Origin of the sequence: Acetobacteroides hydrogenigenes (assembly GCF_004340205.1) — a bacterium.
Lineage (GTDB): Bacteria > Bacteroidota > Bacteroidia > Bacteroidales > ZOR0009 > Acetobacteroides > Acetobacteroides hydrogenigenes.
The window spans coordinates 53,059-77,051 of sequence record NZ_SLWB01000008.1; the positions used below are offsets into that span (position 1 = coordinate 53,059).

The 23,993-nt window shown below is 46.0% G+C and carries 22 protein-coding genes; 14 read left to right on the forward strand and 8 right to left on the reverse strand.

Annotation, left to right across the window (positions count from 1 at the left end; translation table 11 throughout):
* Window positions 1–47: 47 nt before the first annotated feature.
* The 5 genes from CLV25_RS09480 to CLV25_RS09500 form a co-directional block, all read right to left on the reverse strand.
* Window positions 48–983: a Gfo/Idh/MocA family oxidoreductase gene (locus tag CLV25_RS09480; protein WP_131839412.1), complete on the reverse strand. Its 936-nt coding sequence runs from the start codon at window positions 981–983 to the stop codon at window positions 48–50.
* Between the two features lie 68 nt (window positions 984–1,051).
* Window positions 1,052–1,627 carry an acyltransferase gene (locus CLV25_RS09485; RefSeq protein WP_131839413.1) on the reverse strand — a complete coding sequence of 192 codons (576 nt, stop codon included), beginning with the start codon at window positions 1,625–1,627 and terminating at the stop codon, window positions 1,052–1,054.
* Between the two features lie 65 nt (window positions 1,628–1,692).
* On the reverse strand, window positions 1,693–2,829 hold the full coding sequence (locus CLV25_RS09490; protein ID WP_131839498.1) for a DegT/DnrJ/EryC1/StrS family aminotransferase: 1,137 nt from the start codon (window positions 2,827–2,829) through the stop codon (window positions 1,693–1,695).
* Window positions 2,830–3,419: 590 nt separating this feature from the next.
* Window positions 3,420–4,514 carry a methylmalonyl Co-A mutase-associated GTPase MeaB gene (gene meaB, locus CLV25_RS09495; RefSeq protein ID WP_131839414.1) on the reverse strand — a complete coding sequence of 365 codons (1,095 nt, stop codon included), beginning with the start codon at window positions 4,512–4,514 and terminating at the stop codon, window positions 3,420–3,422.
* A 208-nt stretch (window positions 4,515–4,722) separates the two neighbouring features.
* The gene (locus CLV25_RS09500; protein WP_131839415.1) at window positions 4,723–5,811 is read right to left on the reverse strand and encodes a DUF1573 domain-containing protein; all 1,089 of its coding nucleotides are present in this window, start codon (window positions 5,809–5,811) and stop codon (window positions 4,723–4,725) included.
* A gap of 183 nt (window positions 5,812–5,994) precedes the next feature.
* Between CLV25_RS09500 and CLV25_RS09505 the strand changes: the two genes are divergently transcribed.
* The 8 genes from CLV25_RS09505 to CLV25_RS09540 all read left to right on the forward strand — a co-directional run bounded on the left by CLV25_RS09505 (window position 5,995) and on the right by CLV25_RS09540 (window position 13,367).
* A complete protein-coding gene (locus tag CLV25_RS09505) occupies window positions 5,995–7,188 on the forward strand; it encodes a M20 metallopeptidase family protein (protein WP_131839416.1) in 1,194 nt (397 codons plus the stop codon).
* Window positions 7,189–7,388: 200 nt separating this feature from the next.
* On the forward strand, window positions 7,389–7,556 hold the full coding sequence (locus tag CLV25_RS09510) for a DUF362 domain-containing protein (RefSeq protein WP_131839417.1): 168 nt from the start codon (window positions 7,389–7,391) through the stop codon (window positions 7,554–7,556).
* A 229-nt stretch (window positions 7,557–7,785) separates the two neighbouring features.
* Window positions 7,786–8,433 carry a hypothetical protein gene (locus CLV25_RS09515; protein WP_131839418.1) on the forward strand — a complete coding sequence of 216 codons (648 nt, stop codon included), beginning with the start codon at window positions 7,786–7,788 and terminating at the stop codon, window positions 8,431–8,433.
* A 4-nt stretch (window positions 8,434–8,437) separates the two neighbouring features.
* Window positions 8,438–8,692, forward strand: a complete 255-nt coding sequence (locus CLV25_RS09520; RefSeq protein WP_131839419.1) for a (2Fe-2S) ferredoxin domain-containing protein — start codon at window positions 8,438–8,440, stop codon at window positions 8,690–8,692.
* Window positions 8,689–10,422, forward strand: coding sequence for a [Fe-Fe] hydrogenase large subunit C-terminal domain-containing protein (locus CLV25_RS09525; RefSeq protein ID WP_131839420.1), 1,734 nt, complete (start codon window positions 8,689–8,691; stop codon window positions 10,420–10,422). The genes CLV25_RS09520 and CLV25_RS09525 overlap by 4 nt, the downstream gene beginning before the upstream one ends.
* Window positions 10,412–11,599, forward strand: a complete 1,188-nt coding sequence (locus tag CLV25_RS09530) for a SpoIIE family protein phosphatase (protein WP_207895618.1) — start codon at window positions 10,412–10,414, stop codon at window positions 11,597–11,599. The genes CLV25_RS09525 and CLV25_RS09530 overlap by 11 nt, the downstream gene beginning before the upstream one ends.
* An 86-nt stretch (window positions 11,600–11,685) precedes the next feature.
* Complete coding sequence (locus CLV25_RS09535; RefSeq protein ID WP_165877052.1) at window positions 11,686–11,937, forward strand: NAD(P)H-dependent oxidoreductase subunit E; 252 nt, start codon at window positions 11,686–11,688, stop codon at window positions 11,935–11,937.
* Window positions 11,937–13,367, forward strand: a complete 1,431-nt coding sequence (locus tag CLV25_RS09540; RefSeq protein WP_131839423.1) for a monomeric [FeFe] hydrogenase — start codon at window positions 11,937–11,939, stop codon at window positions 13,365–13,367. Before CLV25_RS09535 ends, CLV25_RS09540 begins: the two co-directional genes overlap by 1 nt.
* A gap of 154 nt (window positions 13,368–13,521) precedes the next feature.
* On the opposite strand, the gene CLV25_RS09545 is transcribed toward CLV25_RS09540, so the two are convergent.
* Window positions 13,522–13,728 (reverse strand): hypothetical protein, encoded by a 207-nt coding sequence (locus tag CLV25_RS09545; protein WP_131839424.1) that lies wholly within the window; start codon window positions 13,726–13,728, stop codon window positions 13,522–13,524.
* 42 nt (window positions 13,729–13,770) lie between these two features.
* The gene (locus CLV25_RS09550; RefSeq protein ID WP_131839425.1) at window positions 13,771–14,259 is read right to left on the reverse strand and encodes a DUF4199 domain-containing protein; all 489 of its coding nucleotides are present in this window, start codon (window positions 14,257–14,259) and stop codon (window positions 13,771–13,773) included.
* Window positions 14,260–14,750: 491 nt separating this feature from the next.
* On the opposite strand from CLV25_RS09550, the gene CLV25_RS09555 reads away from it, so the two are divergent.
* The 6 genes from CLV25_RS09555 (at window position 14,751) to CLV25_RS09580 (ending at window position 22,575) form a co-directional block, all read left to right on the forward strand.
* Window positions 14,751–15,110 (forward strand): helix-turn-helix domain-containing protein, encoded by a 360-nt coding sequence (locus tag CLV25_RS09555; RefSeq protein WP_131839426.1) that lies wholly within the window; start codon window positions 14,751–14,753, stop codon window positions 15,108–15,110.
* A 293-nt stretch (window positions 15,111–15,403) separates the two neighbouring features.
* Window positions 15,404–17,161: a serine hydrolase gene (locus tag CLV25_RS09560; RefSeq protein ID WP_131839427.1), complete on the forward strand. Its 1,758-nt coding sequence runs from the start codon at window positions 15,404–15,406 to the stop codon at window positions 17,159–17,161.
* A gap of 422 nt (window positions 17,162–17,583) precedes the next feature.
* Window positions 17,584–18,990 carry an NYN domain-containing protein gene (locus CLV25_RS09565; protein ID WP_131839428.1) on the forward strand — a complete coding sequence of 469 codons (1,407 nt, stop codon included), beginning with the start codon at window positions 17,584–17,586 and terminating at the stop codon, window positions 18,988–18,990.
* Between the two features lie 818 nt (window positions 18,991–19,808).
* Window positions 19,809–21,092 (forward strand): polyamine aminopropyltransferase, encoded by a 1,284-nt coding sequence (gene speE, locus CLV25_RS09570; protein WP_131839429.1) that lies wholly within the window; start codon window positions 19,809–19,811, stop codon window positions 21,090–21,092.
* Window position 21,093: 1 nt separating this feature from the next.
* A complete protein-coding gene (locus CLV25_RS09575) occupies window positions 21,094–22,122 on the forward strand; it encodes an agmatinase family protein (protein ID WP_131839430.1) in 1,029 nt (342 codons plus the stop codon).
* 81 nt (window positions 22,123–22,203) lie between these two features.
* Window positions 22,204–22,575 carry a sulfite exporter TauE/SafE family protein gene (locus tag CLV25_RS09580; protein WP_165877053.1) on the forward strand — a complete coding sequence of 124 codons (372 nt, stop codon included), beginning with the start codon at window positions 22,204–22,206 and terminating at the stop codon, window positions 22,573–22,575.
* Window positions 22,576–22,695: 120 nt separating this feature from the next.
* On the opposite strand, the gene CLV25_RS09585 is transcribed toward CLV25_RS09580, so the two are convergent.
* Entirely contained in the window at window positions 22,696–23,790 is a 1,095-nt protein-coding gene (locus CLV25_RS09585; RefSeq protein ID WP_131839432.1) for a hypothetical protein, read from the reverse strand.
* Window positions 23,791–23,993: the final 203 nt, after the last annotated feature.

Consider the following 23,993-nt stretch of genomic DNA (forward strand, 5'->3'; position numbering starts at 1 on the left):
CAGACCCTCACACTATTCCCTACTCCCTTCTCACTACTCCCTATTCGCTATTTCACAAAAGGATGGTAGTCGCCTACCTTACCAATGGGTTTTGAGTTACGAATGTCGTACACCGTTTGGATAGATTGACGGGCACACTCCAACCCGAAGCCCTTACCCTCTAGGATATGGCGGTAGCTGGCGGTATGCAAATCGGTAAAACCATCGCTAAACTCAATCTCGCGCCCCTCTACGGTAATCGAACGGAAGGTACGTGCCCCACGCTCGCGAACATCCTGTGGTATGTCGTTATAGTCGATGCTTAGGAACCAGCGTACGCGGGCGTTCTTCAGCTGCAAGAAACCGGCAGCCTTGTTAGCCTCCAACACGTGAACGGTATTCTGCTGCACCTCGCCAAAAATCCAGGTAAGCATATCGTAGAAGTGTACGCCAATATTGGTAGCAATGCCACCCGACTTATTCACATCGCCCTTCCACGAGGTGTAGTACCAGTTGCCGCGGCTGGTGATGTAGGTAAGGTCGATATCGTAAATTTTGTCCTTCGGCCCATTCTCAATCTCCTCCTTTAGCGCAATAATGGTAGGATGAAGGCGCAGCTGAAGGATGTTGTTAATCTTATGTCCTGTCTCCTTTTCGATAACGCCAAGCGCATCGATATTCCAAGGATTAAGCACAAGCGGTTTCTCGCAAATGGCATCGGCCCCCTGGCGAAGCGCAAAGCGGATATGCGAATCGTGAAGGTAGTTGGGCGTACAGATACTTACGTAGTCAATCTTCTGTCCTTGGCGCTTAAGCTTATCAAAATGGCGGTCGAAGCGCTCGAACTCCACAAAAAAGTCGGCATTGGGAAAGTAACTATCCATGATGCCAACGCTATCAAACTTATCCAGCGCAGCCAAAAGATTGTTGCCAGTCTCCTTAATTGCTCTTAGGTGGCGAACCGCAATAAAACCGGCAGCACCTATCAATCCGAAATTTTTCATCCTTGAAATATTTTTTGCTCTACTAGTATCACGTATTTCGACACAAGTATCACGAATTCTTCACTTCCTTATGCAATCTTTCTTACTTCACCATTCTCTAGCAGGTAACGCTCTCCGCTTTCTGAGCAAACGGCTATTCCCTCGCTATTAAACTTCAGTTGATGACCGTACTCGCTCATCCAACCCATCTGACGGGCAGGATTGCCTACCACCAAGGCGTAAGGCTTCACGGTTTTTGTTACCACAGCACCAGCACCAATAAAGGCGTATGCACCAATATCGTGACCACAAACGATTGTGGCATTAGCACCAATGGTTGCCCCCTTACCTACAACCGTCTTGCGGTATTCGCTCTTGCGGTTAACGGCGCTTCGTGGATTGGTTACGTTGGTAAACACCATCGATGGCCCCAGAAAAACATCATCCTCGCAAATTACGCCGGTATATATCGAGACATTATTCTGAACCTTGCAACCATTCCCTAACACAACATCGGGCGAAATCACAACATTCTGACCGATGTTGCATCCTTCACCAATAGTACATCCGCTCATGATGTGCGAGAAGTGCCATATTTTAGTTCCGGCGCCTATTTGGCAACCTTCATCAACAACTGCCGTTTCGTGGGCAAAGTAGTTTGCCATTTATGTTAGATTTTAGACGTTAGTAACAAGTAGTAATATTTTAACGAAGAGATAGCCCCTATTCACTACCTGTTGGCCAAAAACTCAACTACCGAGTTGGAGATATAGCCCAGTTGCTCCTCGGTTAACTCGGTATGCATAGGCAGCGAAAGCACCCTGTTACAAAGCATTTCTGTAACCGGAAAGTCTACATCGTTTCCTCGAGCATCGCCCAGCGCCTCCTGACGGTGGAGCGGAATCGGATAGTATATCATCGAAGGAATTCCCTTTTGCTGAAGGTAGTTCATCAACGCAGATCGGTCTACATCCTCGTCGAGAACCACGGTATACTGATGGAATATGTGAGAAGAATTATCGGCTCTAAACGGGATCATTAAGCCCGGAACACCTTCGAATGCAGAATCGTAGTACTCGGCTGCCGATTGACGTGCCCTATTATAGTTATCTAGATACTTTAGCTTAACGTCCAACACAGCTGCCTGAAGCGTGTCTAAGCGCGAGTTAACGCCAATCATCTCGTGATGGTATCTTACACGCATCCCGTGGTTGGCAACCATTCGTATCTTGTCGGCAATGGCATCATCATTGGTAAAAAGCGCTCCTCCATCACCATAGCAGCCTAAGTTTTTTGAAGGAAAGAAGGATGTTGTCCCAATGTGCCCCATCGTTCCTGCATGCTTTACCGTACCATCTGCAAAGGTATAGGTGGCACCCGTTGCCTGGGCGGAATCTTCAATAACAAAAAGGTGATGCTTTTGCGCAAGAAGCAGAATAGGCTCCATATCGGCACATTGCCCAAAAAGGTGAACTGGAATTATTGCCTTTGTACGGCGCGTAATTGCCTTTTCCAACTTTTCGATGTCAATGGTATAGGTGTCCGGATCAACATCCACCAATACCGGCTTTAGGCCAAGCAGCGCAATAACCTCAACGGTGGCAATAAAGGTAAAATCGGCAGTAATAACCTCGTCGCCGGGCTTAAGGCCAAGCGCCATAAGCGCAATCTGAAGCGCATCGGTACCATTACCGCATCCAATAACATGATTGACGCCTAAATAACGCGAAAGATGATCCTCGAACAGCTTTACCTGCGGTCCCTTTATAAATGCCGCCGTACCGACCACCTCCTGCATCCTACCATCAATTTCGTCTTTTATACGATTATACTGACCTTTAAGGTCAACCATGCTAATACCTGTCATCATTATTCTCCTATTTATACACAAGCCTACAAATGTACTATTTCTAGCAGAACGAGGAAAAACTACAGCCTTTAAAGAAGCCTAACGGCTGCTTTTTGCATTATTTAAGCACCATCAAGCAAGGCATCCCATTTTCCTAAAGAACGGCGCAGCAGGTTGCCTCGCCCCTACCGACATACTAAGCGTGCCACCCGACTTCGTCATTTCGATTCCACTATTCAAAACACTCTACCGAATTTTGATGATTTTATTCCGATATATGAATAATTCCAATGTTGTTTGACACTCAAATCCGCTGTGCAAAAAACTACAACGTAGGCTGATAATTATTCTCGCTGTATGAAAAACCACATCGTTGATTCGTACTTTTATTCCATTTTATAGAAAACCACGCTGTAGAATAACACTTATTTATCGTTTTACGAAAAACTACAGCGTCGTTTGGCACTTTTGTACGATAAATAGAAAACTTCCCCGCCGTTGGACATTTTATTTCCGCCACGCATCCCTTTGGGACTAAACGAGGAAAGGACGCGAATAAGCTTGCTTAGCTCATCGCGTCCTTTCCTGATATCCTATGGTACGAAGCGCTAGTGCTTCTCCGAATTGTAGTAAATCGACAGCAGCTTGCTTGCTGCAGCAAACGAGCTGATCTTATCGTCAAGCACCTGCTGCTCCAGCAGTTCGAGGTTGGCCTTCACCTCTCTGCTGTTGTAGAAGTTGCGCATCAATCGGCTGTTGATAGCCTCGATCATCCAGTAGCGGGCCTGATCCTTACGTCGGTTGTGGAAGTATCCGTTCTCCTGGGTTAGGGCCACGTAGCTCTCTATGTTCTCCCAGATATTCATAATGCCAGCGTTATCCAACGAGGAGCAGGTCTCCACCTTGGGGCTCCAGCCAGACTCGGTGGCGGGGAAAAGCATCAGCGCACTTTGGTATTCTATCTTTGCCGACTTTGCCTTAGTAGCGTTTACGCCATCAGCCTTGGTAATGGCTATAAGATCTGCCATCTCCATGATACCACGCTTGATACCCTGCAACTCGTCGCCAGCACCGGCAAGCATCAGCAGCAGGAAGAAATCGACCATCGAATGAACGGCGGTTTCCGACTGTCCCACACCAACTGTTTCGATGAATATCACATCAAAACCAGCGGCTTCGCAAAGTATAATGGTTTCGCGGGTCTTACGGGCAACGCCACCCAGCGAGCCCGACGATGGGCTAGGGCGAATAAACGCTTTTGGATCGGCGCAAAGCGTTTCCATGCGGGTTTTATCGCCAAGGATGCTGCCCTTCGAGCGCTCGGAGCTGGGGTCGATGGCAAGAACAGCCAGTTGATGCCCTAAAGCCGTAATCTGACCTCCAATTGCCTCAATAAACGTGCTCTTTCCTACTCCAGGAACGCCGGTAATGCCCAGCCTTACCGACTTACCGCTATACGGCAAGCACTTCTCTATAATTTGTTGAGCAAGTTCGCTATGTTCGGGCAACGAGCTCTCAAGTAGGGTTATTGCTTGGCTAAGTATAGTTCTATTCCCCGCCAATATTCCCTCAACATAGTCGTCGAGAGTTAAAGGCTTACGCTTTTTCCTTTTGATTTGAGCCAAGGCATTTGGGTTAACAATAGGAGGTTGTTCCACCCCGCTGTTAACGCTTAATGCGCTTTTGCTTTCGTTATCTTCCATAAATGTTATCTTTGGGATACTTCATGTTTGCACGCAAAATTATAACAATATAAATTAGAAACCAGAATAAAACATTCTTATAAATTCGCCACAAACAACCTCTCGTAAAAGCTCCGTACTTAATCGTCACAACATCTGACTTTAGCACAAAAAAGGCCCGTCAAGCTAGCTGACGGGCCACTTATAAGATTGCGTTTGATTCTACATTCTACTTCGACTTAACATTTCCAGTCAAGCGAAGAATGATCGAAGGATTTTTCGGATCGTTAGTCACCACTGTTATCGTTTTCCCTTGACGGTTGCTATAACCTGAAGTACCAAAGCTTACCTTAATGCTCCCCGATTCTCCAGGTTTGATTACAGTTCCGCTAGGCGTACCTGTAGTACAGCCGCAGCTAGTACCAATCTTACGAATAATCAAATCCTTCTTCCCTAGATTACTAAAGGTATACTCGTACACAACCGTTTTTCCTTCAGAGACCTCACCAAAATCGTAGGTTGTTCTATCAAACTTAACTGTCGGCATAGCGGCCATTTCGGCAGGCGTCATTTTAGAGTAGTCCTCCTCAATAGTAGCACTAACCGTAAATCGGCAGTCATCGTAAGCCTTATCATCTACGAGAACAGACATATTGTCAACAACAAAGCCCCAGTCATTCTTTTTCTTAGCATCATAGGTAACCATGATGGCTCCTTTCTCGTTGGGCTTCAAAGTCGATGGTTTTACCTCAACCTTTAGATGCGCAGGAATACCCGAAAGCCTTACGCTTATAGGATTGGAACTTGTATTAACGACTCCTACCTTATTAGTAACAACAGCATCAGGATCTATGCGCGTAAAAGCAAGATGCGAGGTTTGCATGCGCAACTCTCCAATTTTACGCGGGTATAAATCGGAAACATCCTTAACCTTTTCCTTTACGAAACCACCAAGGGTTAGAACAACCAGCGGCTTCGTTGCATTCGACGATACCGTAATGCTTTTATCTATAGGCCCTGGACGATTTATAGGGTCAAAAGTAACCTTTATCACCCCTTTTTTCCCAGGAAGAATGGGGGCCTTAGGCCACTCCGGCGTGGTGCAGCCACACGAAGAAACCACATTGGTAAGAATTAAAGGGACTCTCCCAGTATTCGTAAAGGTAAAAGAATGCGATACAGGGCCTCCCTTTTCCTCTATTTGTCCAAAATCATGTGTGGTTTTTGGGAAGTTAATAACAGGCTTTACCGCCTGTCCCAAGGCTACGCCTACTAATACAGGAAGCAATCCCAATAACGATAAGATCTTTTTTTTCATCCTTTGCTATTTTAGTCTCTAACAATTAACTGTCGTTTATGGCAAACGTTCTACTGCAAAAATCTATTGTACAGTATTTGTTTAATGATTGACTTTTTGTCTTACAAAAATTATTCCCCAACTTTAAAAGTTGGTAGATTTGCTTCAAATTTAGCAGCAAAATAAAACTTTCAAAGGCTTACAATGATAAATCTTGACCAAATAAAGCAGCAGATAGCAGAAAACTACAGTTGGGGAACCACAGTATTTAGGCACCTGCACCAACATCCTGAGCTTTCGTTCGAAGAATACGAGACCTCTAAATACATTTCCAACAAGCTACAAGAAATCGGCATTACCGACATAACGAGCATCGCGGATACTGGCATACTGGCTACTATTAAAGGTGCTAAAAGGGGAAAATCAATCGGTCTCAGAGCAGACATCGACGCTCTTCCCATTGAAGAAGAAACAAACCTACCCTACACATCAGCCAACAGAGGCATAATGCATGCCTGTGGTCACGACATGCACTCGGCAGCCCTTCTTTGCGCAGCAAAAGTACTTTGGAAAAATCGACAGAGTATAAAAGGAACCATCTATTTACTATTCCAACCCGGCGAAGAAATGTTCCCAGGTGGCGCCAAAAAAGTGCTTGAATCAGGAATACTCGACGACAAAGATATCGAGGCATTCGTGGCTCTTCACGTATCCCCCGAAATAGAAACAGGCAAAATAGGTATTCGCCCTGGAATGTACATGGCCTCTGGCGATGAAATACACATAGAGGTAAAAGGGAAAGGAGGCCATGCTGCCCTTCCGCATACGCTGGACGATACCGTTCTGGCTGCTTCGAGCATTGTTGTCAGCCTACAGCAGGTAGCCAGCAGAATTGGAGATGCTCGCATCCCAACCGTATTATCCATTGGCAAGTTTACCGCCAATGGAGCTACTAACATCATCCCTTCGTCAGTAAAGTTAGAAGGCACGTTTCGAACTATGAACGAAGAGTGGAGAGCAATAGCGCATGAGCGTATCAAAGAAATTGCAGAGAGTACCGCAAAAGCCCACCACACAGAAGCGGTCGTTGATATAAAAAAGGGTTACCCGTGCCTAACCAACAATCCTCAAATAACAGATAAAGCAAGAACAGCATTTATCGAAAACTTCGGCTCTGGAAATGTCATTGATTTAGACATACGAATGACAACGGAAGATTTTGGATTCATCAGCAATCGTTACCCTTCTGTTTTCTTCCGACTGGGCGTGGGTGGCATCGAAGGTTCTTCGGGAATGCTTCACAACGGAAGATTTATTGCTAATGAGAACGCTCTAAAAACTGGAACCTTTGCACTTACAATCCTAGTCAAGACCTTGCTAGAGCAACAAGGAACCTAACACAAGAGTTCCATAAAGAGAAATAGCAAAAGACAGAACAATGCTTATAACGAACTCTAGCAAAAGGTAGAAGGCTCTAGCATCACCAAAAAAACAACACATCGCCATTTTTTTGCCGAATAAACTTTCTCTTTATAATAATTCGGCTTAAATTTGTCGAAAGCAAACCTTTTACAAGTTTAACCAAATACTAATAAGTAATGGCTTACAAAATTAGTGACGATTGCACCGCTTGCGGTACATGTATTGACGAATGCCCAGTTGAGGCAATTTCTGCTGGCGATATTTACAAAATCGATCCAGAAGTATGCACCGATTGTGGAACTTGCGCCGATGTTTGCCCAGTAGAAGCAATTCATCCTGCTTAGTCAAACCACTTCAAGAGAATAAAATAGGCTTCGGCCTATTTTTTTTATCAAGCATTGTCCTATTTTAAATCAATGATTTATTTTATTACACTTTTATTTAACCAAACCGTCCTATAAAACAACAATTAGATGTTACTGTTATAACAATATCAAAGACAAACATATCGTTAAATACTGTATTACTGATTATTATATTTTATGGCACACATATTGCCATCCACGTAAGCAGATGAATGAAAAAGGATACATACTAACCGAAGAGTTCAGGAAACGAGCATTGCGCTACCTTACCTATTTGAAGTTTCAAAAGGTAAAAGGTCGTAATATTTTCGATATTAACGAAATATCTTCAGAATTAGGATACAACAAAGCATCAGTATCTAACGACCTTCATCTGTTGGGCATCTACCATTTAAACAATTCAATTCCAATAGGCATTGGCATTGATGCCTTTGAGTCATTTTTGGTTGTCAATCGCCTAAGCGAGGCATTTTTGATATGTAACAGTAAACAAGCAAAGAAGATAATCCATGCTAAGGAATTAGCCCAGCAAGGTATAAAAGTAGTTGCAGCGTTCGATCCTTCTCCCAATCTTGAGCCTTACGAGATTGATGCCATAAAGGTTCTAAGTGCCGATAGGATAGACAGCCTTTCTGACCGAATGCATATTCAGTTTATGATTATTGCTACGGAGAAAGAACAGGCACAGCACGCAGCAAATATTGCAGCAAATGCTGGCGCAAAAGCCATAATAAACATGTCAGGAGTTGAGCTTGTCTTTCCTGATGGTATTGCCGGCATCAATACAAATGGGATCGAAAAGCTAGAGGAAGACATCGCTAAAATACAAGCCTTAATGGCATCAAATACGCGTTGAGGATATGCAGAAAAAAGTTGAAGTTTTAATTTGCCTTGGCAGCTCTTGCTTTTCCAGAGGAAACAGAGAAATGCTAGAAGCCATAAAAAAGCACCTCAAAGAAAACGATCTTGAAGAGAAGGTAAACTTTAAGGGGAAACTCTGCTCAAACATATGCAGTAGCGGACCTACAATTACCATAGATGGAGTTGTATACAAAGAAGTGCGCTTCAACACTGCAATAACACATATCGAAAACGCCCTTAAACAGCAGCAATGAACTTAGCGAATCCCATATACACCGAGATAAACAACTGCCAGGATTGCTACAAGTGCATCCGTCACTGTCCTGTTAAGGGGATAAACGTAGGCCAAGGTAGCGCATCGATTGATGGGGAACGCTGTATATTTTGCGGCAACTGCGTTACCATTTGCCCTGCAAACGCAAAGAAAATTCGCAACGACATCAAGGTCGCTCGCAATGTCATAAACAACTCTAGCGTAGTGGTAGCCTCTATCGCTCCATCTTACACTACCGAGTTTCCAAACGTTTCCATCTCTAAAATAACGCGTGCGCTTAAAATGCTCGGATTTAGCGCAGTTTCGGAAACGGCACTTGGAGCAGAGGTAGTATCGAAAGAGACGGCCCATTACATATCGGAGCACGATAAGGGTATTTTTATCTCATCGGCATGTCCTTCGGTAGTTGAGCTAATTTGCAAGTACTACCCATCTATCAGCGACTCGATAGTGCCAATACATTCGCCGATGGTTACGCACGGTTTGATGATTAAGGAATGGTTTGGCAAGGATGCAAAAACCATCTTCTTTGGACCATGTATCTCAAAAAAACGCGAAGCCGACAACTTCAAAAATATTATTGACGTAGCACTTACATTCAACGATCTGCGAGAGTGGATGAACGATGAAGGCATAGACTTTGACCTAATTCCTGAAAACGAGGATACGTTTGAGCCATACACCTCGAATATGGGTTCTATTTACCCTCTTGATGGAGGAATGGTGGCTGGAGTATCGGCGGATTTGGAGAAGAACAGCACCATATATATGAACTTCTCGGGAACCGACGCTATACGGCAAACGCTTAACAGCATCGACAACTGGGACTCGAGCCAAAAGCTATTTTTAGAACTGCTTTCGTGTACCGGAGGCTGCATTCATGGTCCAGGGACAGTAACTAAAAATTCAACTGCAGTAAAACGATATAAGATACAATCGGAACTTTTCCGAAAAAACAAAAGTGACGCCAAAGCTGCTGCCTACGCTCCAAGTATAAGCATTAGTCGTAGTTTCAGTAACATTTATCCAGTCCAAAAAAGGCAGCATGCTGAGGCCGATCTTTTCGGATCGTTGAGCGCTATCGGAAAGCTATCTGAAAAAGATGAAATAAACTGCGGAGGCTGCGGATACGACAGCTGTCGAGACTTTGCCGCAGCGCTAATCGACGGACAAGCAGAGCGCAACATGTGCGTATCGTACATGCGCAAGGTTGCCAACGATAAAGCAACAGTACTACTTCAGAAGATGCCCTCGGGAGTCTTGCTCGTAGACGAGGACATGAAGGTTATAGAATCGAACAAGAGCTTTGCCAAGATGATGGGGCCCGAGATCGAGATGATCAACGAAACAAACCCAGGACTTGCCGGGGCTAACGTTGCAAAGCTAGTTTCGTTTCATAAGCTTTTCTCGTCGGTGCTTAGCACGGGCAAAGACATCATGGAGCGCGATGTAAGGTTCAACGATAAGCTTTTTAAGGTATCAATATTTACCGTACTTAAGCATAAGATTGTTTGCGCCATAATGCGCGATCTCATTGTTCCTGAAGTTCGCAACGATGAGATTGTAAAGAGAACACAAAAGGTTATCCAAGAAAACCTGGAAACCGTACAAAAAATAGCCTACCTACTTGGTGAGAATGCATCACGTACCGAAACTATGCTCAACACCATTCTGGAGGCATACCAAATTGACGAAAGCAGTGAAAGATAACCCATTTTTCATAGAAGTTGACATGTGGCAGCAAAACTGCAAGGGCCGACCAGTATGCGGCGATGTCTTCCTCTCGAAAAAGATAAAGGAGGAGAATCGCCTAGTTATGGTGCTCTCCGACGGTTTGGGTAGCGGCATCAAAGCCAACGTACTGGCATCTCTTACTGCATCAATGGCGGTAAACTATACGCTTTTGAAAGAGCCTATCGACCGAATAGCCCATACCGTAATGAAAACGCTGCCGGTTGATAGCGAACGAAAAATTAGCTATGCCACCTTCACCATTGTAGATATTGAGTCGGACGGAGAAACAAACGTGGTGGAGTACGACAACCCATCGTTCGTACTTATCCGCAACGGCAAGGTAATTACGCCCGAAAAGGAAAGCATTACGCTTGAGGAGAGCAGCATCCGCAAAAAGGTAATGTACCGCTCACACTTCATAGCTCAAAAGGAAGACCGCATGATACTCTTCTCCGATGGGGTTACCCAATCGGGAATGGGCACGCTGCAGATGCCTTTTGGCTGGGGCGACGAGGCGGTACAGAAGTACATCATAAAGGAGCTAAAGAGCAAGCCCAACAAATCGGCCACGGCTCTTGCAAAAAAAATTGTACAACAATCGCAAAAGAACGACATCTACCTTTCTAAAGACGACACTACATGTGCCGTAGTTTACTTTAGAGAGCCACGCCGACTCCTTATCTGCACTGGGCCTCCTTTCCACGAGCAGAAGGACAAGCACCTAGCCTCCATCGTAAAATCGTTCCCCGGCAAGAAGATCATCTGCGGAGGAACCACCGCCCAAATTCTTTCGCGCGAGTTTGGTAAGGAGATCGAGGTTGGCTTCGATGTCGGAAAATCGGGGCTCCCCCCTACCTCGTCAATGGAGGGTGTAGACCTGATTACAGAAGGAATCCTTACCATTGGGAAAGTGGCGCAGCTGCTCGACGAGCACACAACAGGAGAAGTAGAGGGCGATGGTCCAGCTATTGAGATAGTAAAGATGCTGCTACAAAACGACATCATCGACTTTGTGGTAGGTACAAAAATCAACATAGCCCACCAAGACCCCAACCTTCCGGTAGAGCTCGAGATTCGGAGAAATGTAGTAAAACGAATCGTAAGGCTACTCGAAGAAAAGTTTTTGAAAGAGGTAAGGCTACAGTTTATTTAGACGGAAGTTACAGACGCTAGAGAAGTTCCCCAATGGGTACTCTTCCAGTTAAAACACATAAAAAAACGAAGCTAACAACTAACCTTATGACAACTGTAAAAATATGTTCCGGCACGCTCTGCTACGTAATGGGCGGATCGGAGCTTTGGACACTACCAGAGGCTCTTCCTGCAGAGCTAAAAGACAGAGTTACCGTTAAAGGATCGCCATGCTTGGGATACTGCAACAACGAAAAGCCGGTTAAGGCACCATACGTAGAGGTAAACGGGAAGGTGATCCGAGAAGCATCGGTATCAAAAATAATAGAGGTAATAAAGGACGAAATAGGAGGAAAGTAATGGCTGTAACCAACAACGCAATGCTAATTCGCCGCGAGCTAATGACCAGGCTCGCGAAAATGCTCAACGAAGGTACTATCGAGAAGGAAATTGATCGAATTCCTATCGAAATGCGACCACGGCATAGCGAAACATCGCGCTGCTGCATTCACAAAGATCGTGCAGTTATCAAGTATAAGCTAATGGCGCTGCTCGGGTTTAACATCGAAGACGAAGAGGACGAGCTTACTCCGCTCTCGGAATACGCCCGAATGGCCCTTGAACGTGAGAAACTTACCGACACCATGCTTACGGTAGTTGACGAGGCGTGCAGCTCGTGCGTAAAGGCAAACTACGTGGTTACGAACATGTGCCGTGGCTGCGTTGCCCGACCATGTACGATGAACTGTAACAAGGACGCCATCGTGTTTGTCAACGGACAGGCGGTTATCGAATCGAGCAAGTGCGTAAACTGCGGACTATGCCAAAAGGTATGCCCATTCCACGCCATCATATACCAGCCCGTTCCCTGCGAGGAATCGTGCCCCGTTGGAGCCACCTCGAAGGACGAGCACGGCATAGAGCATATCAACAAGGAGAAGTGCATCAACTGCGGGAAATGCGTGGTGGCGTGCCCATTTGGAGCGGTGATGGAAAAGACCCACTTTGCCGAGCTGTACCAGGGATTCAAGTCGGACAAGAAGGTGGTGGCGATGGTAGCACCCGCAATTGCCGGGCAGTTTAAGGTGCCGATGGAAAAGATTGTAGGCGCCCTAAAGGAGATCGGGTTTGACGATGTGGTAGAGGTTGCCCTTGGCGCCGACATCACCACCCAAAACGAATCGGCCGAGTTTTTGGAGCGCATGGACGAAGGGGCTCCTTTCATGACCACCTCATGCTGCCCATCTTACGTCAACCTGGTAGACAAGCACATTCCGGAACTCAAGCCATTCGTCTCGCACACCAAATCGCCCATGTACTACACCGCCGAGGTAGCCCGCCAAAAGTATCCTAACGGCGTTCTAGTTATGGTTGCCCCATGTACGGGCAAGCGCCACGAGGCCTTCTACGACCCCAACGTAGACCTAGTGCTGAGCTTCGAAGAGTTTGGCGCACTAATGGTGGCTCATGGCGTAGAGATCACCAGCACAGAGCCCGAAAGCATCAACATGGAGATTACCAACGTAGCCCGCGGATTCGGCTATTCGGGTGGCGTTACCAACGCCGTAAAGGCCTACGCTCCTACCGCCAACATCGAGCCGCTGGTGGTTAACGGAATTGATAAGGCGCAGATTCGCGCCCTTAAACAGCTCCCAAAATCGTGCTCCGGCAACTTTGTCGAGGTGATGAGCTGCGAAGGTGGCTGCGTAGGCGGCTGCAACGTTATAGCCAACCCCAAGATTGCCCTTCGACAGATTGATGAGCTGATGAAGCGAAGCAAAGTAAAATAAACTCCTTGGTAAGATTCTTACTGGTTTACTTATAGGAGAGATTAGGTTGTGATTTAGGTTTGGCCGTGGGGTGGTGCCCACGGCCTTTTTTTATCTTGGCCTTAACAAACCAGGCGGGTTCTCGGATACCTTTCGTGAAGATTGACTACAACCACTAATTCTTTGCCTTCCTCCCATTTTCGAGATATACACCTATTGCTACCCCAAAGGCAACTCCAGCGCCTACGCCTACCGAAAGCCAAAGGGCAATATCGCCCGAAACCTCGCCAACAACAACGCCCAGCGCTGCTCCTATGGCGAATCCAAGGGCAACGCCTACGCCCATTGAGTACGTCTTCTCGTTCGTATTACGCTCTACCATACTTAAAAATTATTTAAGACCTGTTGCTGACTGCATGCTGCACTAGTACCTTTTCCTGCTTCGGACAAAGATGGCAACAACTGCCGAAGTGGCAACTCCCATAGCCAGCGACCACACTACGCTTTGGATGGCAAAGTTGCTGTAGCTAAAGTACGCCTGAGCCTCCTCTACGGTTTTGAAGTAACCCGTTTTTAAAGAGTACTCTATAACGTTTGGAAAGTACTCGGGCGTAATCACGTACGAAATCACCCACTGCGAAAGCGGGCTTAAAACGGTAACAATAACGGTAACGATTACCCCCGATACGAATCCCTGCATATAGGTCATTTCTCCGCCATAGAAGCGTCTCTTCTTATCCCGAAGGGCAAGTACGTAAACCAGAATAGCGGGTAGCATAAACAGCATTGTAAGGTACTGCTGCTTGTCGATATGGGTGCTATGTAGCCCTGTAAGCTTTTCTAGAAGCATCCAAGCCAGCATGGTGACAATAAAGATTGCCGCCCACTTTACTTCAACGATCCTGCTCTTCATAGTCTTAGATATTGAAAGTTAATAATGATTCCCAGTATGCTGGAGCCCGATCTGAACTACCCGTTGCGTGCTGTTTCTACAAAACAGGCACATTCTCATAAAGTTCACGGCTGGGGTGGGCCTCGTTTGTCAAAGACTCGGGCTCCAATAGTCTTAAGCTTTGAACAAAGCTCTAATCGTGACACGGCAATGTCTGCTCATGGATTCAAAAGTTCCAATGCTGGCACGCCATTCTCCTACGTTGAAAGGGTAAATTCTAACAGTGGTATGGTAGATTCAAAACCTAGCATGATATACTCCAGATATAGAAAGCTAAGCTCTTCTAATAGCATCATAAGTTCGTAGTGTGGCACGGTAAACTCCAAGTCTGATCCCAAAAGTTCCAAGAGTGGTAATAAAAACTCTAATCGTGGCAGCAAAAACTCCTTTCGAAGAACAGAATATATATTTTTTCGCTACCTTAAGGGCTTACTAACCAACACCAACAACCAATGCTACAGCTAAGCTTACAGCGCATCCTATTGCAAAAAGGAGTAAAGGAGCCTGCCGTGTACTTGCAGAAAAGGGGCTACGGGAAGAAAAAGGCAAACTGGTTAGCCTTCGGAAAAAATCGCACGATTAGCCTAGACGAACTGGAGCAGTTCTGCGTAGAATTCGGCTGCACGCCTAATGAGCTGCTCACCTGGACACCTTTGCGCAACGAAGAGGACACCCCAGACCATCCGCTACGTCCACTTCGCCACACAGACGAAGTCCTTCCTGTAATTGAGCTAATGAAGGATATCTCCAACGAGGGGATCGCACAGCTAGAGCGCTACATAAAGGAACGCAAGAGCGTCCAGCAAAAGTAGCAGCAGGCAACGGGCTTCACGAGAATTTTTCCAACGGTCGCCAAGTTAAGGCCATTCATCCCGTTGGGAGCATACCCTCCCATTTTTCGCGCAAAATTGGCGGGGACAGTACTCTTTTTGTACCAAAAGAGCATTCATTTGATAAATTTGTGCCACCCTAAACGGAGCAAGGGCAAACGCCCCCGCAGCAAAGAGCCCTTGGGTTCCCCCACATTTAGGAAACCAGCAGCAGGCAGCCGCCAGCAACAGCCGCCAGCAGAATGCACCCGACCAACCGTTAAAACACAGGATATATGAAACTTTTACTAGTAGCAGCCGCCTCGTTGCTAATTGCGCTACAGGCCGCCTCGCAACCGCTGCAACGGGTAATGCCCGAGCAGGTGGGCATGGATTCGCAAAAGCTGCGCTACGCCGACGAGGCCATCAACAGGGCCATCGACAGCAAGCAAATCCCAGGAGCCGTTTTGGCCGTTGTTCGGCAAGGGAAGATGGCCTACCTAAAGGCCTACGGCAGCAAGCAGGTGTACCCAACCGTGGAACCCATGACGGTTAACACGGTATTCGACATGGCATCGTGCACCAAGCCCGTCTCCACTGCAATATCAGCCATGATACTCGTAGAGCAGGGCAAGATTCGGCTGCTCGACAAGGTTAGCCTTTACATTCCATCGTTCACCGACAACATTCGGATTATCGACCTTCTTACGCATACTTCGGGTCTACCTGCCTATGCGCCAATATCCGAGATTAAGGCTAAGCACGCCGCTCCAAGCCCCAGTACCCTAATAGAGTACATTGCCACCTGCAAGCGCGACACCACCCCCGAAACTTCGTTTAAGTACAGCTGCTTAAACTTCATTACCTTGCAGAAGATTGTAGAGGAAGTTAGCGGTAAAAGCCTAAGAGACTTCGCCAAGGAAAATATTTTTGATTTACTGGGGATGCGCCATACCGACTACAACCCAACAGGGGAGATGCTGGAGCTATGTGCTCCTACCGAGAAGCAAAAGGACGGAACGGTTCTTAAGGGGATCGTCCACGACCCGCTGGCACGAGAGATGAATGGGGGAATATCAGGCAATGCTGGATTATTCTCCTGCGCCGAAGACCTAGCCATGCTATCGGCAGCACTTCTTGGTAACGGAGAGTATAACGGCAAGCGAATTCTCAGCCCTATGGGCGTTCAGGCGCTAACCCATGTGCCGCAGAGCATGAGTTCATTTGGTCGATCGCTGGGCTGGGATGTGTCATCGGCATTCGCCTCCAACAAGGGCGACCTGTTCGGGCCAAACGCCTACGGGCATACTGGCTACACCGGCACCTCAATCGTAGTAGACCCCGACAGCCAAACGGCGGTTATCCTCTTAACCAACCGCGTTCATCCTCAGGATAAGGGAGAAGTAACCCGTCTACGCTCGCTTGTTGCCAACGCGGTTGCCGCCTCGATATATCCCCCTGCTCGCAAGTATACCGATCACTACTACAAGCGGATGCTCGAGTTCGAAAAGGAGCCTCCTGTAACCGATAACGAAATTGTAATGTTAGGCGACAGCATGACTGAAAATGGTGGCGATTGGGCATCGTTGCTAAACGCCAAGCATGTGCGCAACCGCGGTATTATTGGCGACGAAGCCATGGGCGTGTACGATCGCCTGTACCAGATTCTACCCGGTAAGCCTAAAAAAATATACCTGATGCTTGGAGTAAACGACGTATCGCACAACCTTTCGGCCGACAGCGTGGTTGCGCTGCTCACCAAGGTTATCGACCGGATTCAAACCGAATCACCCAAGACTAAGCTGTACCTACAAAGCTTACTGCCCATCAACGAATCAGTTGGGCGCTATAAGTCACTAATAGGCAAAACCGATTTAATTCCGCGGATTAACCAAAAGTTGGAAGCCGTAGCTGCTCAACGTAAGATCCCATTCCTCAACCTATTCCCTTATTTTACAGAGAATGGCACCAATACGCTGCGCAAGGAGCTAACAAACGACGGCCTACACCTTACCAGAGAAGGATACGAGATTTGGAGTAAACAATTGAAGTAGGGGATAGCTGCGAAGGTTTAAGTCACCGCCCCTGTAGAGATCAACTAAAAGAACTATAAAGCGAGAGGTAAGAGAAATCGTCTACCTCTCGCTTTTATTTTATGTGCAGGCTTCCATCAAACCGAATTATTCTAGAAGCCCATGTGGACTTCAAAACGAATGGTCAGGGATATGCAAAGCAACCCTACAATGGTTGAATTGTAGAATAAAAGAACATCATAACATGTTTTGCCTCTCTCACATTCAAAACAGAGCACAGAAATGAGCCATCTGATTTTTTTTCGTCAAACGTACCTACTATTATATAACTTTTTTTAACTTTATAATCGCGACAGATAGCCGCAACACCCGAATAGGAGCATACCAACGCCCTATTAGGCCAAGCTAACAGCCCTAAATTATTAACCTAAAAATGCCTAACAATGAATGCAACAACAGACGTAAATGCGCCCTACAACACCGCCATCTTCTACGATGTCGAAAACCTGATTAAGGGTTACGGGTTCAGCAAGAAGATAGTCCAAGGGCTATCGCTCCACGACATCCTAAAAAAGATTGGTGAAACGGGCAAAACAGGAAGGATTGCCAGCCATAAGGCCTATGCCAACTGGCTGAACCCAACTCTTGCGTTCCTGCATGCCGAGCTTATAGATCTCGACATTGAGCCTATTACGGTGACAAGCCCCAAGGGTGGTGTCATAAAGAACGTTGCAGATATCCGCCTTGCCATAGATGTGGTAGATACGCTGCACAACCATCCCGAGATAACAACCTACGTCATTATTTCGGGTGATGGAGCCTATGCCAGCCTAGCCCGCAAGCTGCACGAGTACAGTAAGGTGGTTGTAGGATGTGCCTACAAGCAGTCCACCAACAAGATGTTTGCCTCGGCCTGCGACCATTTTATTTGGATTGAAGATCCCGAAGTGGACAACGACAAGGTAGAGGTACGCGTTTCTGATACGCGTAGCCAGCACCTCATTGAGAAACTGAACGGCAAGGAAGCGAACGAAAGCAACCTTATCTGGATTCGTATAAACGAGCTCCTGGCCGCCTTCGTTGCCTCGAAGGAGTATAAGCGATCGCTGGAGAACGGCATTAACCCCTCGGTTATTCGCGAGTTTATTGGGGCTGCCATCCCCAACTTTAATCCTACAATGCTCGGGTTCGACCGCTTTATAGACTTCCTTGCTCACGCCATCGACAATACCGACCTAGCCATCTACCTATTCCCACCTTCCGATATTAGGATTGGCCTAAAGAGCGCCAAACCGCTTAACTCTGTAACGCTAAGCAAGGGTAACATAAAGCGCTTTGGGCACGACGATTGTGGCGAGATACGCGACCAGCGAATACGGCGGTTAACCCGTGACGTGAAGTCGATATCATCTAACGCCAGCACCAAGGAAATAGTGGAAAAATTAAAGGAAGTTATAGAGTGGATAGCTGCCGATTCCGAGTTCAGGGCCAGCCTAACCGAAGGCGTCAATCCTGCAACCTTCGACTGTGCTATCCGCGAGATTATTGTTGGCTTTACCAATAGCCGACTAGGTTTCTCTAGGCTCTCCGACCTGCTCAGCTGGCTTACCTGGGATACCGAGCTTTGTATCGTACAGAACCAGGAGAACAAATCAATTTGGAAGGTGCTCCTTCGATCGAATATCCCGGCAGGCTACGCAACGTACGAAAGTAAAATGATTCCACAAGGCGACATCGAAGAAGAAAAGGCAAAAGCAACGCCGCTAACCCCTTGGGAACTGAATACTCCACCCAAAGAGAAAACAAGTATTATTTGGCAGCTATCGAACCTATTCAGGACGAAGCACTAGCCTAAGGTATAAACACAAACGACCCCGATTCACATCGGGGTCGTTTGTGTCTAACCAATCACCTAAATCTATGAAAAAAACTGTCTAATCATGAGTGTAAAACCTTTGGTTCTCTACCAACGTTTTACGATACAAACATACTGCATAAAAAGTGCGATAGGAGTTAAGGTCTTGTTAGACCTCGTTAATGCTTCGTTAATTGTTAAACCTAAACCATCTTCGCTTTTAACGGCCGTTAAAAGCAGCGTTCTAAGCAGCGTACTTACGACTAAACGTTAGACATCGGAACTTTATAAAATAAGAAGCCCCGATGTCTCATCGGGGCTTCTTATGTCTAACCAATAACCTAAAGTCTATGAAAAGGCTGTTTCTACTATTATTCAAACTCTATGGTTTTCTGCGAAAGCATCGCGTGTCCTTCTCGGGTGGCGTTCTGCTTGCTTTACAGTACAAACATACTGCTAGAAATGAGCTGTTGGGGTTAAGGATATGTTAGAGCTGGTTAACATGATGTTAAATGTAGGTGGAGGGAATTTGTGGTATAATCCCATATTTTTGATTTCTAGGTATATTGATATCAAACATCTTGTTAAAACGCTTTTCCTCTCACTAAGTAAGGCTATCTTGAAAAAGAATCGGTGAGCAAGAAAGGCTACCTAAAAGCATTTGTTTAGCCCTATTCAGCTGCACCAAGTGTAGCATTAACAATAACTTCATTTAACGACTTTCGTTTTGCAGTCCCTTATAATCCGTTGGAAAAAACTCTCAATTGGAATATCTTTGCTGAATTATTGAATGTTATAAAATAAACCCACGGAATGTCAGCATTAGGAAGGCACATTTTGGTTGAGTTTATGGGATGTAATCCCGAAATCCTCAACGACGTGTTTGTTATCGAGCAAGGAATGGTGAAAGCCGCTACCAAAGCAGGGGCAACGGTTATTAACTCCACCTTTCACCACTTTTCCCCTTACGGAGTATCGGGAGTAGTGGTTATTCAGGAAAGCCACTTAGCCATTCACACATGGCCCGAATACGGTTACGCCGCTGTCGATTTGTTTACCTGTGGCGATTCGGTAGATCCTTGGATCTCCTTCGACTATCTAAAGAAGGTGTTCGAATCGTCCAACTACTCGGCCCTAGAAATGAAGCGAGGCTCGCTAAACCTACTTCAACGCATGCATTTCGACATGAACAACATCCGCGAAGAGGCCAAGAAGCACATCAACCCCGAGACCTTTAACCGTAACGTATGGTTTACCGACAAGGACGAAAACCAAGCGCTATCGCTACGTTACACCGGTGAGGTGCTTTACGATAAAACTTCAGAGTTCCAGCGCACGCGGATTATCGATACCTATGCATACGGAACAACGCTCACCATCGATAACATGGTAATGTGTACTGAGAAAGACGAAAGCCACTACCACGAAATGATAAGCCACCCCGCCATTCTTTCGCATGGTCATATCAAGAAGGTGTTAGTGATTGGAGGAGGCGATGGAGGAACCATTCGCGAAGTGCTGAGGCACTCTTCGGTAGAAAAAGTTACCATGGTGGAAATCGACGAGAATGTTATCGAGGCGTCCAAAATGTACCTACCATCGGTATCGCGCAGCTTTAACCACCCAAAGCTTAAACTTATTGTTGGCGACGGTATTAAGTTTGTAGAAGAAGCAAAGCCCGAAAGCTACGACCTTATTATTGTAGACGGCTCTGATCCTGTTGGCCCAGCCGAAGGCCTTTTCTCGAAGAAGTTTTACGAAAGCTGCTTCAACGCGCTAACGCCCAATGGTATTTTGGTTACCCAAGCAGAATCGCCACTATTCAACGATCGAGCCTTTGTAGAGTTAAACGGATGCCTAAAAGAAGTATTCGGAAACGAAAAAGTAAAAACGCTTCTATTCCATATCCCAACCTATCCATCGGGAACTTGGAGTTTCCAACTAGGTGTTAAGGGCGATATTGATGTTACCAATGTAAAGGACGAGTGCGCCGAAACATTTGGGAACAACCACCTGCTAAACTACTACAACGCAAACGTACACCGAGGTGCTTTTGCCCTGCCCAACTTTGTAAAACGAATGCTAAACGAGCTATAATATGGAGTTTAACCCTAACGGAGTTGGACAGCCCAACGGCAACTACTTTGCCCTTCCTTACTCGCCCGAAGAGGCAAATGTTGTACTACTTTCGGTGCCCTGGGATGTTACCACATCGTATGCACCCGGCACGGCAGATGGTCCACAAGCTATCCTAAATGCTTCACCACAGCTAGATTTACACGATCCATTCGTGAAGGATGCCTGGAAGGTTGGCATCGGAACCTTACCTATTGATGAGGGCTGGCGCGACAAATCGGCCGAATTACGAGAGCTTGCTGAAGATGTCATCGAACGCTTAGAAAATGGAGAGCCTGAGGATTCACCGGCCATCGTCAAGCATCTTAAAACCATAAACAGCGCTTCAGAGTCGCTTAACGACTACGTTTACGCCGAAGCAAAAAATTGGACTGAGAAAGGAAAGATTGTAGGTGTAGTTGGCGGCGAGCATAGCGTTCCATTTGGGCTAATAAAGGCGCTATCGGAAAAGCACGAGAGTCTGGGAATTCTGCACATCGATGCGCACTGCGACCTACGCGTTGCCTATGAAGGATTCAACTACTCGCATGCATCCATCATGTACAACGTGCTCGACAAGATTCCCGCTGTGGATCGTTTAGTGCAGGTTGCGGTTCGCGATTTTAGCGAAGAGGAAATCTCTTTAGCTATGAGCCATCCGAAGATCGTTCCATTTACTGACTTCGAACTCTGCGAAGAAAAATTTCAAGGAATGAGCTGGCACGACCAATGCGAACAGATTATCGAGCAGCTGCCTAAAAAGGTGTACATCAGCTTCGACATCGATGGGCTTACTCCCGATTGCTGTCCAAACACCGGCACCCCAGTTCCTGGAGGGCTTACCTTCCAAGAGGCCATCTACCTGCTAAAGTTAATTGCTGAGAGTGGGCGTAAGATCGTAGGATTCGATCTTGTGGAGGTTGCTCCTGACGATAAGGGAGAATGGGATGCTAACGTAGGCGCCCGTATGCTTTATAAGCTATGCAACCTAGCATATAAATCGAACCAATAATACGCGACGAAGGCTGCTATAAAGCAGCCTTCGTCTTTTTAAAAATACAACAGGGAAATGCCTGCTACAAACAACAAGCAGATGTCTATACTTCTAATTTTGGGATTGATACTTCTAGGAATAGCCGCAGGCTACTTTAGCGGACTTGTCGGGATTGGAGGTGGTATTATTATTGTTCCTGCACTTGTTTTACTGTTTGGCTTTACACAATATGCAGCACAGGGTACCACACTGGCACTTCTTGTACCTCCGATTGGAATTCTCGCGGTATGGAAATACTATCAAAGTGGGTACGTAAACGTCAAAACAGCAGCAATAATTTGTGTCGGATTTGTCATAGGGAGCTATCTGGGTAGTAATACAGCCGTTAGTATTCCTCAAGAAACATTACGAAAAATATTTGCCATTCTTCTTGTTGCCCTAGGCATAAGGATGTTTATTGGGCATAGTTAGAATTCAGAACGCAGCCTATCTGTACATAAAGTTCAGCACAAAATATCTAACAAAAATGGAGTCACAATTTCTCATGACTCCATCATTCCAAATAAAACTAACACACAAAACTTAGCATTCCTAAACAGGATTTGTTAAACTTGGACCATAAGCAACGGCATGTACAATAAACCATACTCCGTCTCCATTAGTATCTGCAACATCTACTGTTAAGGTGTAAGTACTTACAAGAGGATCGAAGCAAATAGTATTACCATATTGTCCAGGAGCCAATGTTGTAGGTTTATAATCGCCTGCATATACATGAGCCTCTTCAATGGCATATCCAGAATTTAAGGTGTAGGTAACTATAGCCTGCAAACCGTTATAGGTAATAGTAACACTACCAACTTTGATTCCTTTGGATGTGTAGTTCAATCCAGCACCAACCCACAAATCATATGTTGTAGTTCCTGCTGTAGTAAGATTTATAGCCCAACCCCAACGGTTTTTAGTTAAGTTGAGGCTTGGAAGTTTTTCGGGATTAGATTTCTTATCTGTAGTGAATACCCATCCTCCCTTAGCAAATGCTGTTCCTAACTTATTTGTTGAAGGAGGAGGTGGTGGTGTTTCACAGCAAGCAGGAGTGTATATTCCGTAGAACCACCATGCTGACCCTGGCCCTGGTACATCACCTCCAAATGCGGTTTCTCCACCAGAAGGATTTCCACTTCCATCGCAAACCAAAACGTCAGCATGAACGACAACATAAATAGGCTGTACCCCACATTTTGTAGCATCATAGAATGGGATAAGGTTTAGAGGTACTGTAAATGTATGGGTGTTTCCACTTGTTACAGTTGCCTTATATGGGAATCCGCCTGCACTTGGACGGGTAATTCCACCTCCATCTAGATTCTCCAAGTTTGTTCCTAGCCACATCTTAATATTTTCAGATACGGCTTGGAATCCACACGTACTAGTGACTGTTACGTAAAGGTTTGTTGCATCGTTTGCAATCACAACATTACCTGCATTAATAGTCTTACCGGCCCAAAGCGTCACTGTATCAGAACCACAGAAAGTAGTTGGAACTCCTGGTGCAAAGACTACACCTCCACTAACTTCCATTACGCCAGAATCAGCCGTTAAGAGCGGATCCTGCATCTCCTCGCTACACGAAGTTGTGGCAAATAGAGCAAGCGCTACTGCCAAAACTTGTACAATCTTTCTCATGGCGCTCATGTTTTTGGTTAGTATTACATCCAATATTCATCTACCATAAGTTACGGTTGGCCATTCCTCTTGTCAAGCAAGAAGAGTTAATTCTGCAAGCCATTATTACACTTTAAATAGTTAGAAAAAGCTCCTACAGCTAAAAGAAAAGAACAATCCAACCTTGTAGAGCATGGATACAAAAATTCCTTATGCAATATGCC

What these genes read in the sequence shown, in the direction of transcription:
- CLV25_RS09500 (WP_131839415.1), bottom strand. Translation starts at nt 5,811, where the DNA reads ATGAAAAAAAAGATCTTATCGTTATTGGGATTGCTTCCTGTATTAGTA.
- CLV25_RS09575 (WP_131839430.1), top strand. Translation starts at nt 21,094, where the DNA reads ATGGAGTTTAACCCTAACGGAGTTGGACAGCCCAACGGCAACTACTTT.
- CLV25_RS09505 (WP_131839416.1), top strand. Translation starts at nt 5,995, where the DNA reads ATGATAAATCTTGACCAAATAAAGCAGCAGATAGCAGAAAACTACAGT.
- CLV25_RS09535 (WP_165877052.1), top strand. Translation starts at nt 11,686, where the DNA reads ATGACAACTGTAAAAATATGTTCCGGCACGCTCTGCTACGTAATGGGC.
- CLV25_RS09560 (WP_131839427.1), top strand. Translation starts at nt 15,404, where the DNA reads ATGAAACTTTTACTAGTAGCAGCCGCCTCGTTGCTAATTGCGCTACAG.
- CLV25_RS09490 (WP_131839498.1), bottom strand. Translation starts at nt 2,829, where the DNA reads ATGACAGGTATTAGCATGGTTGACCTTAAAGGTCAGTATAATCGTATA.
- CLV25_RS09485 (WP_131839413.1), bottom strand. Translation starts at nt 1,627, where the DNA reads ATGGCAAACTACTTTGCCCACGAAACGGCAGTTGTTGATGAAGGTTGC.
- CLV25_RS09540 (WP_131839423.1), top strand. Translation starts at nt 11,937, where the DNA reads ATGGCTGTAACCAACAACGCAATGCTAATTCGCCGCGAGCTAATGACC.
- CLV25_RS09555 (WP_131839426.1), top strand. Translation starts at nt 14,751, where the DNA reads ATGCTACAGCTAAGCTTACAGCGCATCCTATTGCAAAAAGGAGTAAAG.
- CLV25_RS09585 (WP_131839432.1), bottom strand. Translation starts at nt 23,790, where the DNA reads ATGAGAAAGATTGTACAAGTTTTGGCAGTAGCGCTTGCTCTATTTGCC.
- CLV25_RS09550 (WP_131839425.1), bottom strand. Translation starts at nt 14,259, where the DNA reads ATGAAGAGCAGGATCGTTGAAGTAAAGTGGGCGGCAATCTTTATTGTC.
- CLV25_RS09480 (WP_131839412.1), bottom strand. Translation starts at nt 983, where the DNA reads ATGAAAAATTTCGGATTGATAGGTGCTGCCGGTTTTATTGCGGTTCGC.
- CLV25_RS09520 (WP_131839419.1), top strand. Translation starts at nt 8,438, where the DNA reads ATGCAGAAAAAAGTTGAAGTTTTAATTTGCCTTGGCAGCTCTTGCTTT.
- meaB (WP_131839414.1), bottom strand. Translation starts at nt 4,514, where the DNA reads ATGGAAGATAACGAAAGCAAAAGCGCATTAAGCGTTAACAGCGGGGTG.
- CLV25_RS09510 (WP_131839417.1), top strand. Translation starts at nt 7,389, where the DNA reads ATGGCTTACAAAATTAGTGACGATTGCACCGCTTGCGGTACATGTATT.
- CLV25_RS09515 (WP_131839418.1), top strand. Translation starts at nt 7,786, where the DNA reads ATGAATGAAAAAGGATACATACTAACCGAAGAGTTCAGGAAACGAGCA.
- CLV25_RS09545 (WP_131839424.1), bottom strand. Translation starts at nt 13,728, where the DNA reads ATGGTAGAGCGTAATACGAACGAGAAGACGTACTCAATGGGCGTAGGC.
- CLV25_RS09580 (WP_165877053.1), top strand. Translation starts at nt 22,204, where the DNA reads ATGTCTATACTTCTAATTTTGGGATTGATACTTCTAGGAATAGCCGCA.
- speE (WP_131839429.1), top strand. Translation starts at nt 19,809, where the DNA reads ATGTCAGCATTAGGAAGGCACATTTTGGTTGAGTTTATGGGATGTAAT.
- CLV25_RS09525 (WP_131839420.1), top strand. Translation starts at nt 8,689, where the DNA reads ATGAACTTAGCGAATCCCATATACACCGAGATAAACAACTGCCAGGAT.
- CLV25_RS09565 (WP_131839428.1), top strand. Translation starts at nt 17,584, where the DNA reads ATGAATGCAACAACAGACGTAAATGCGCCCTACAACACCGCCATCTTC.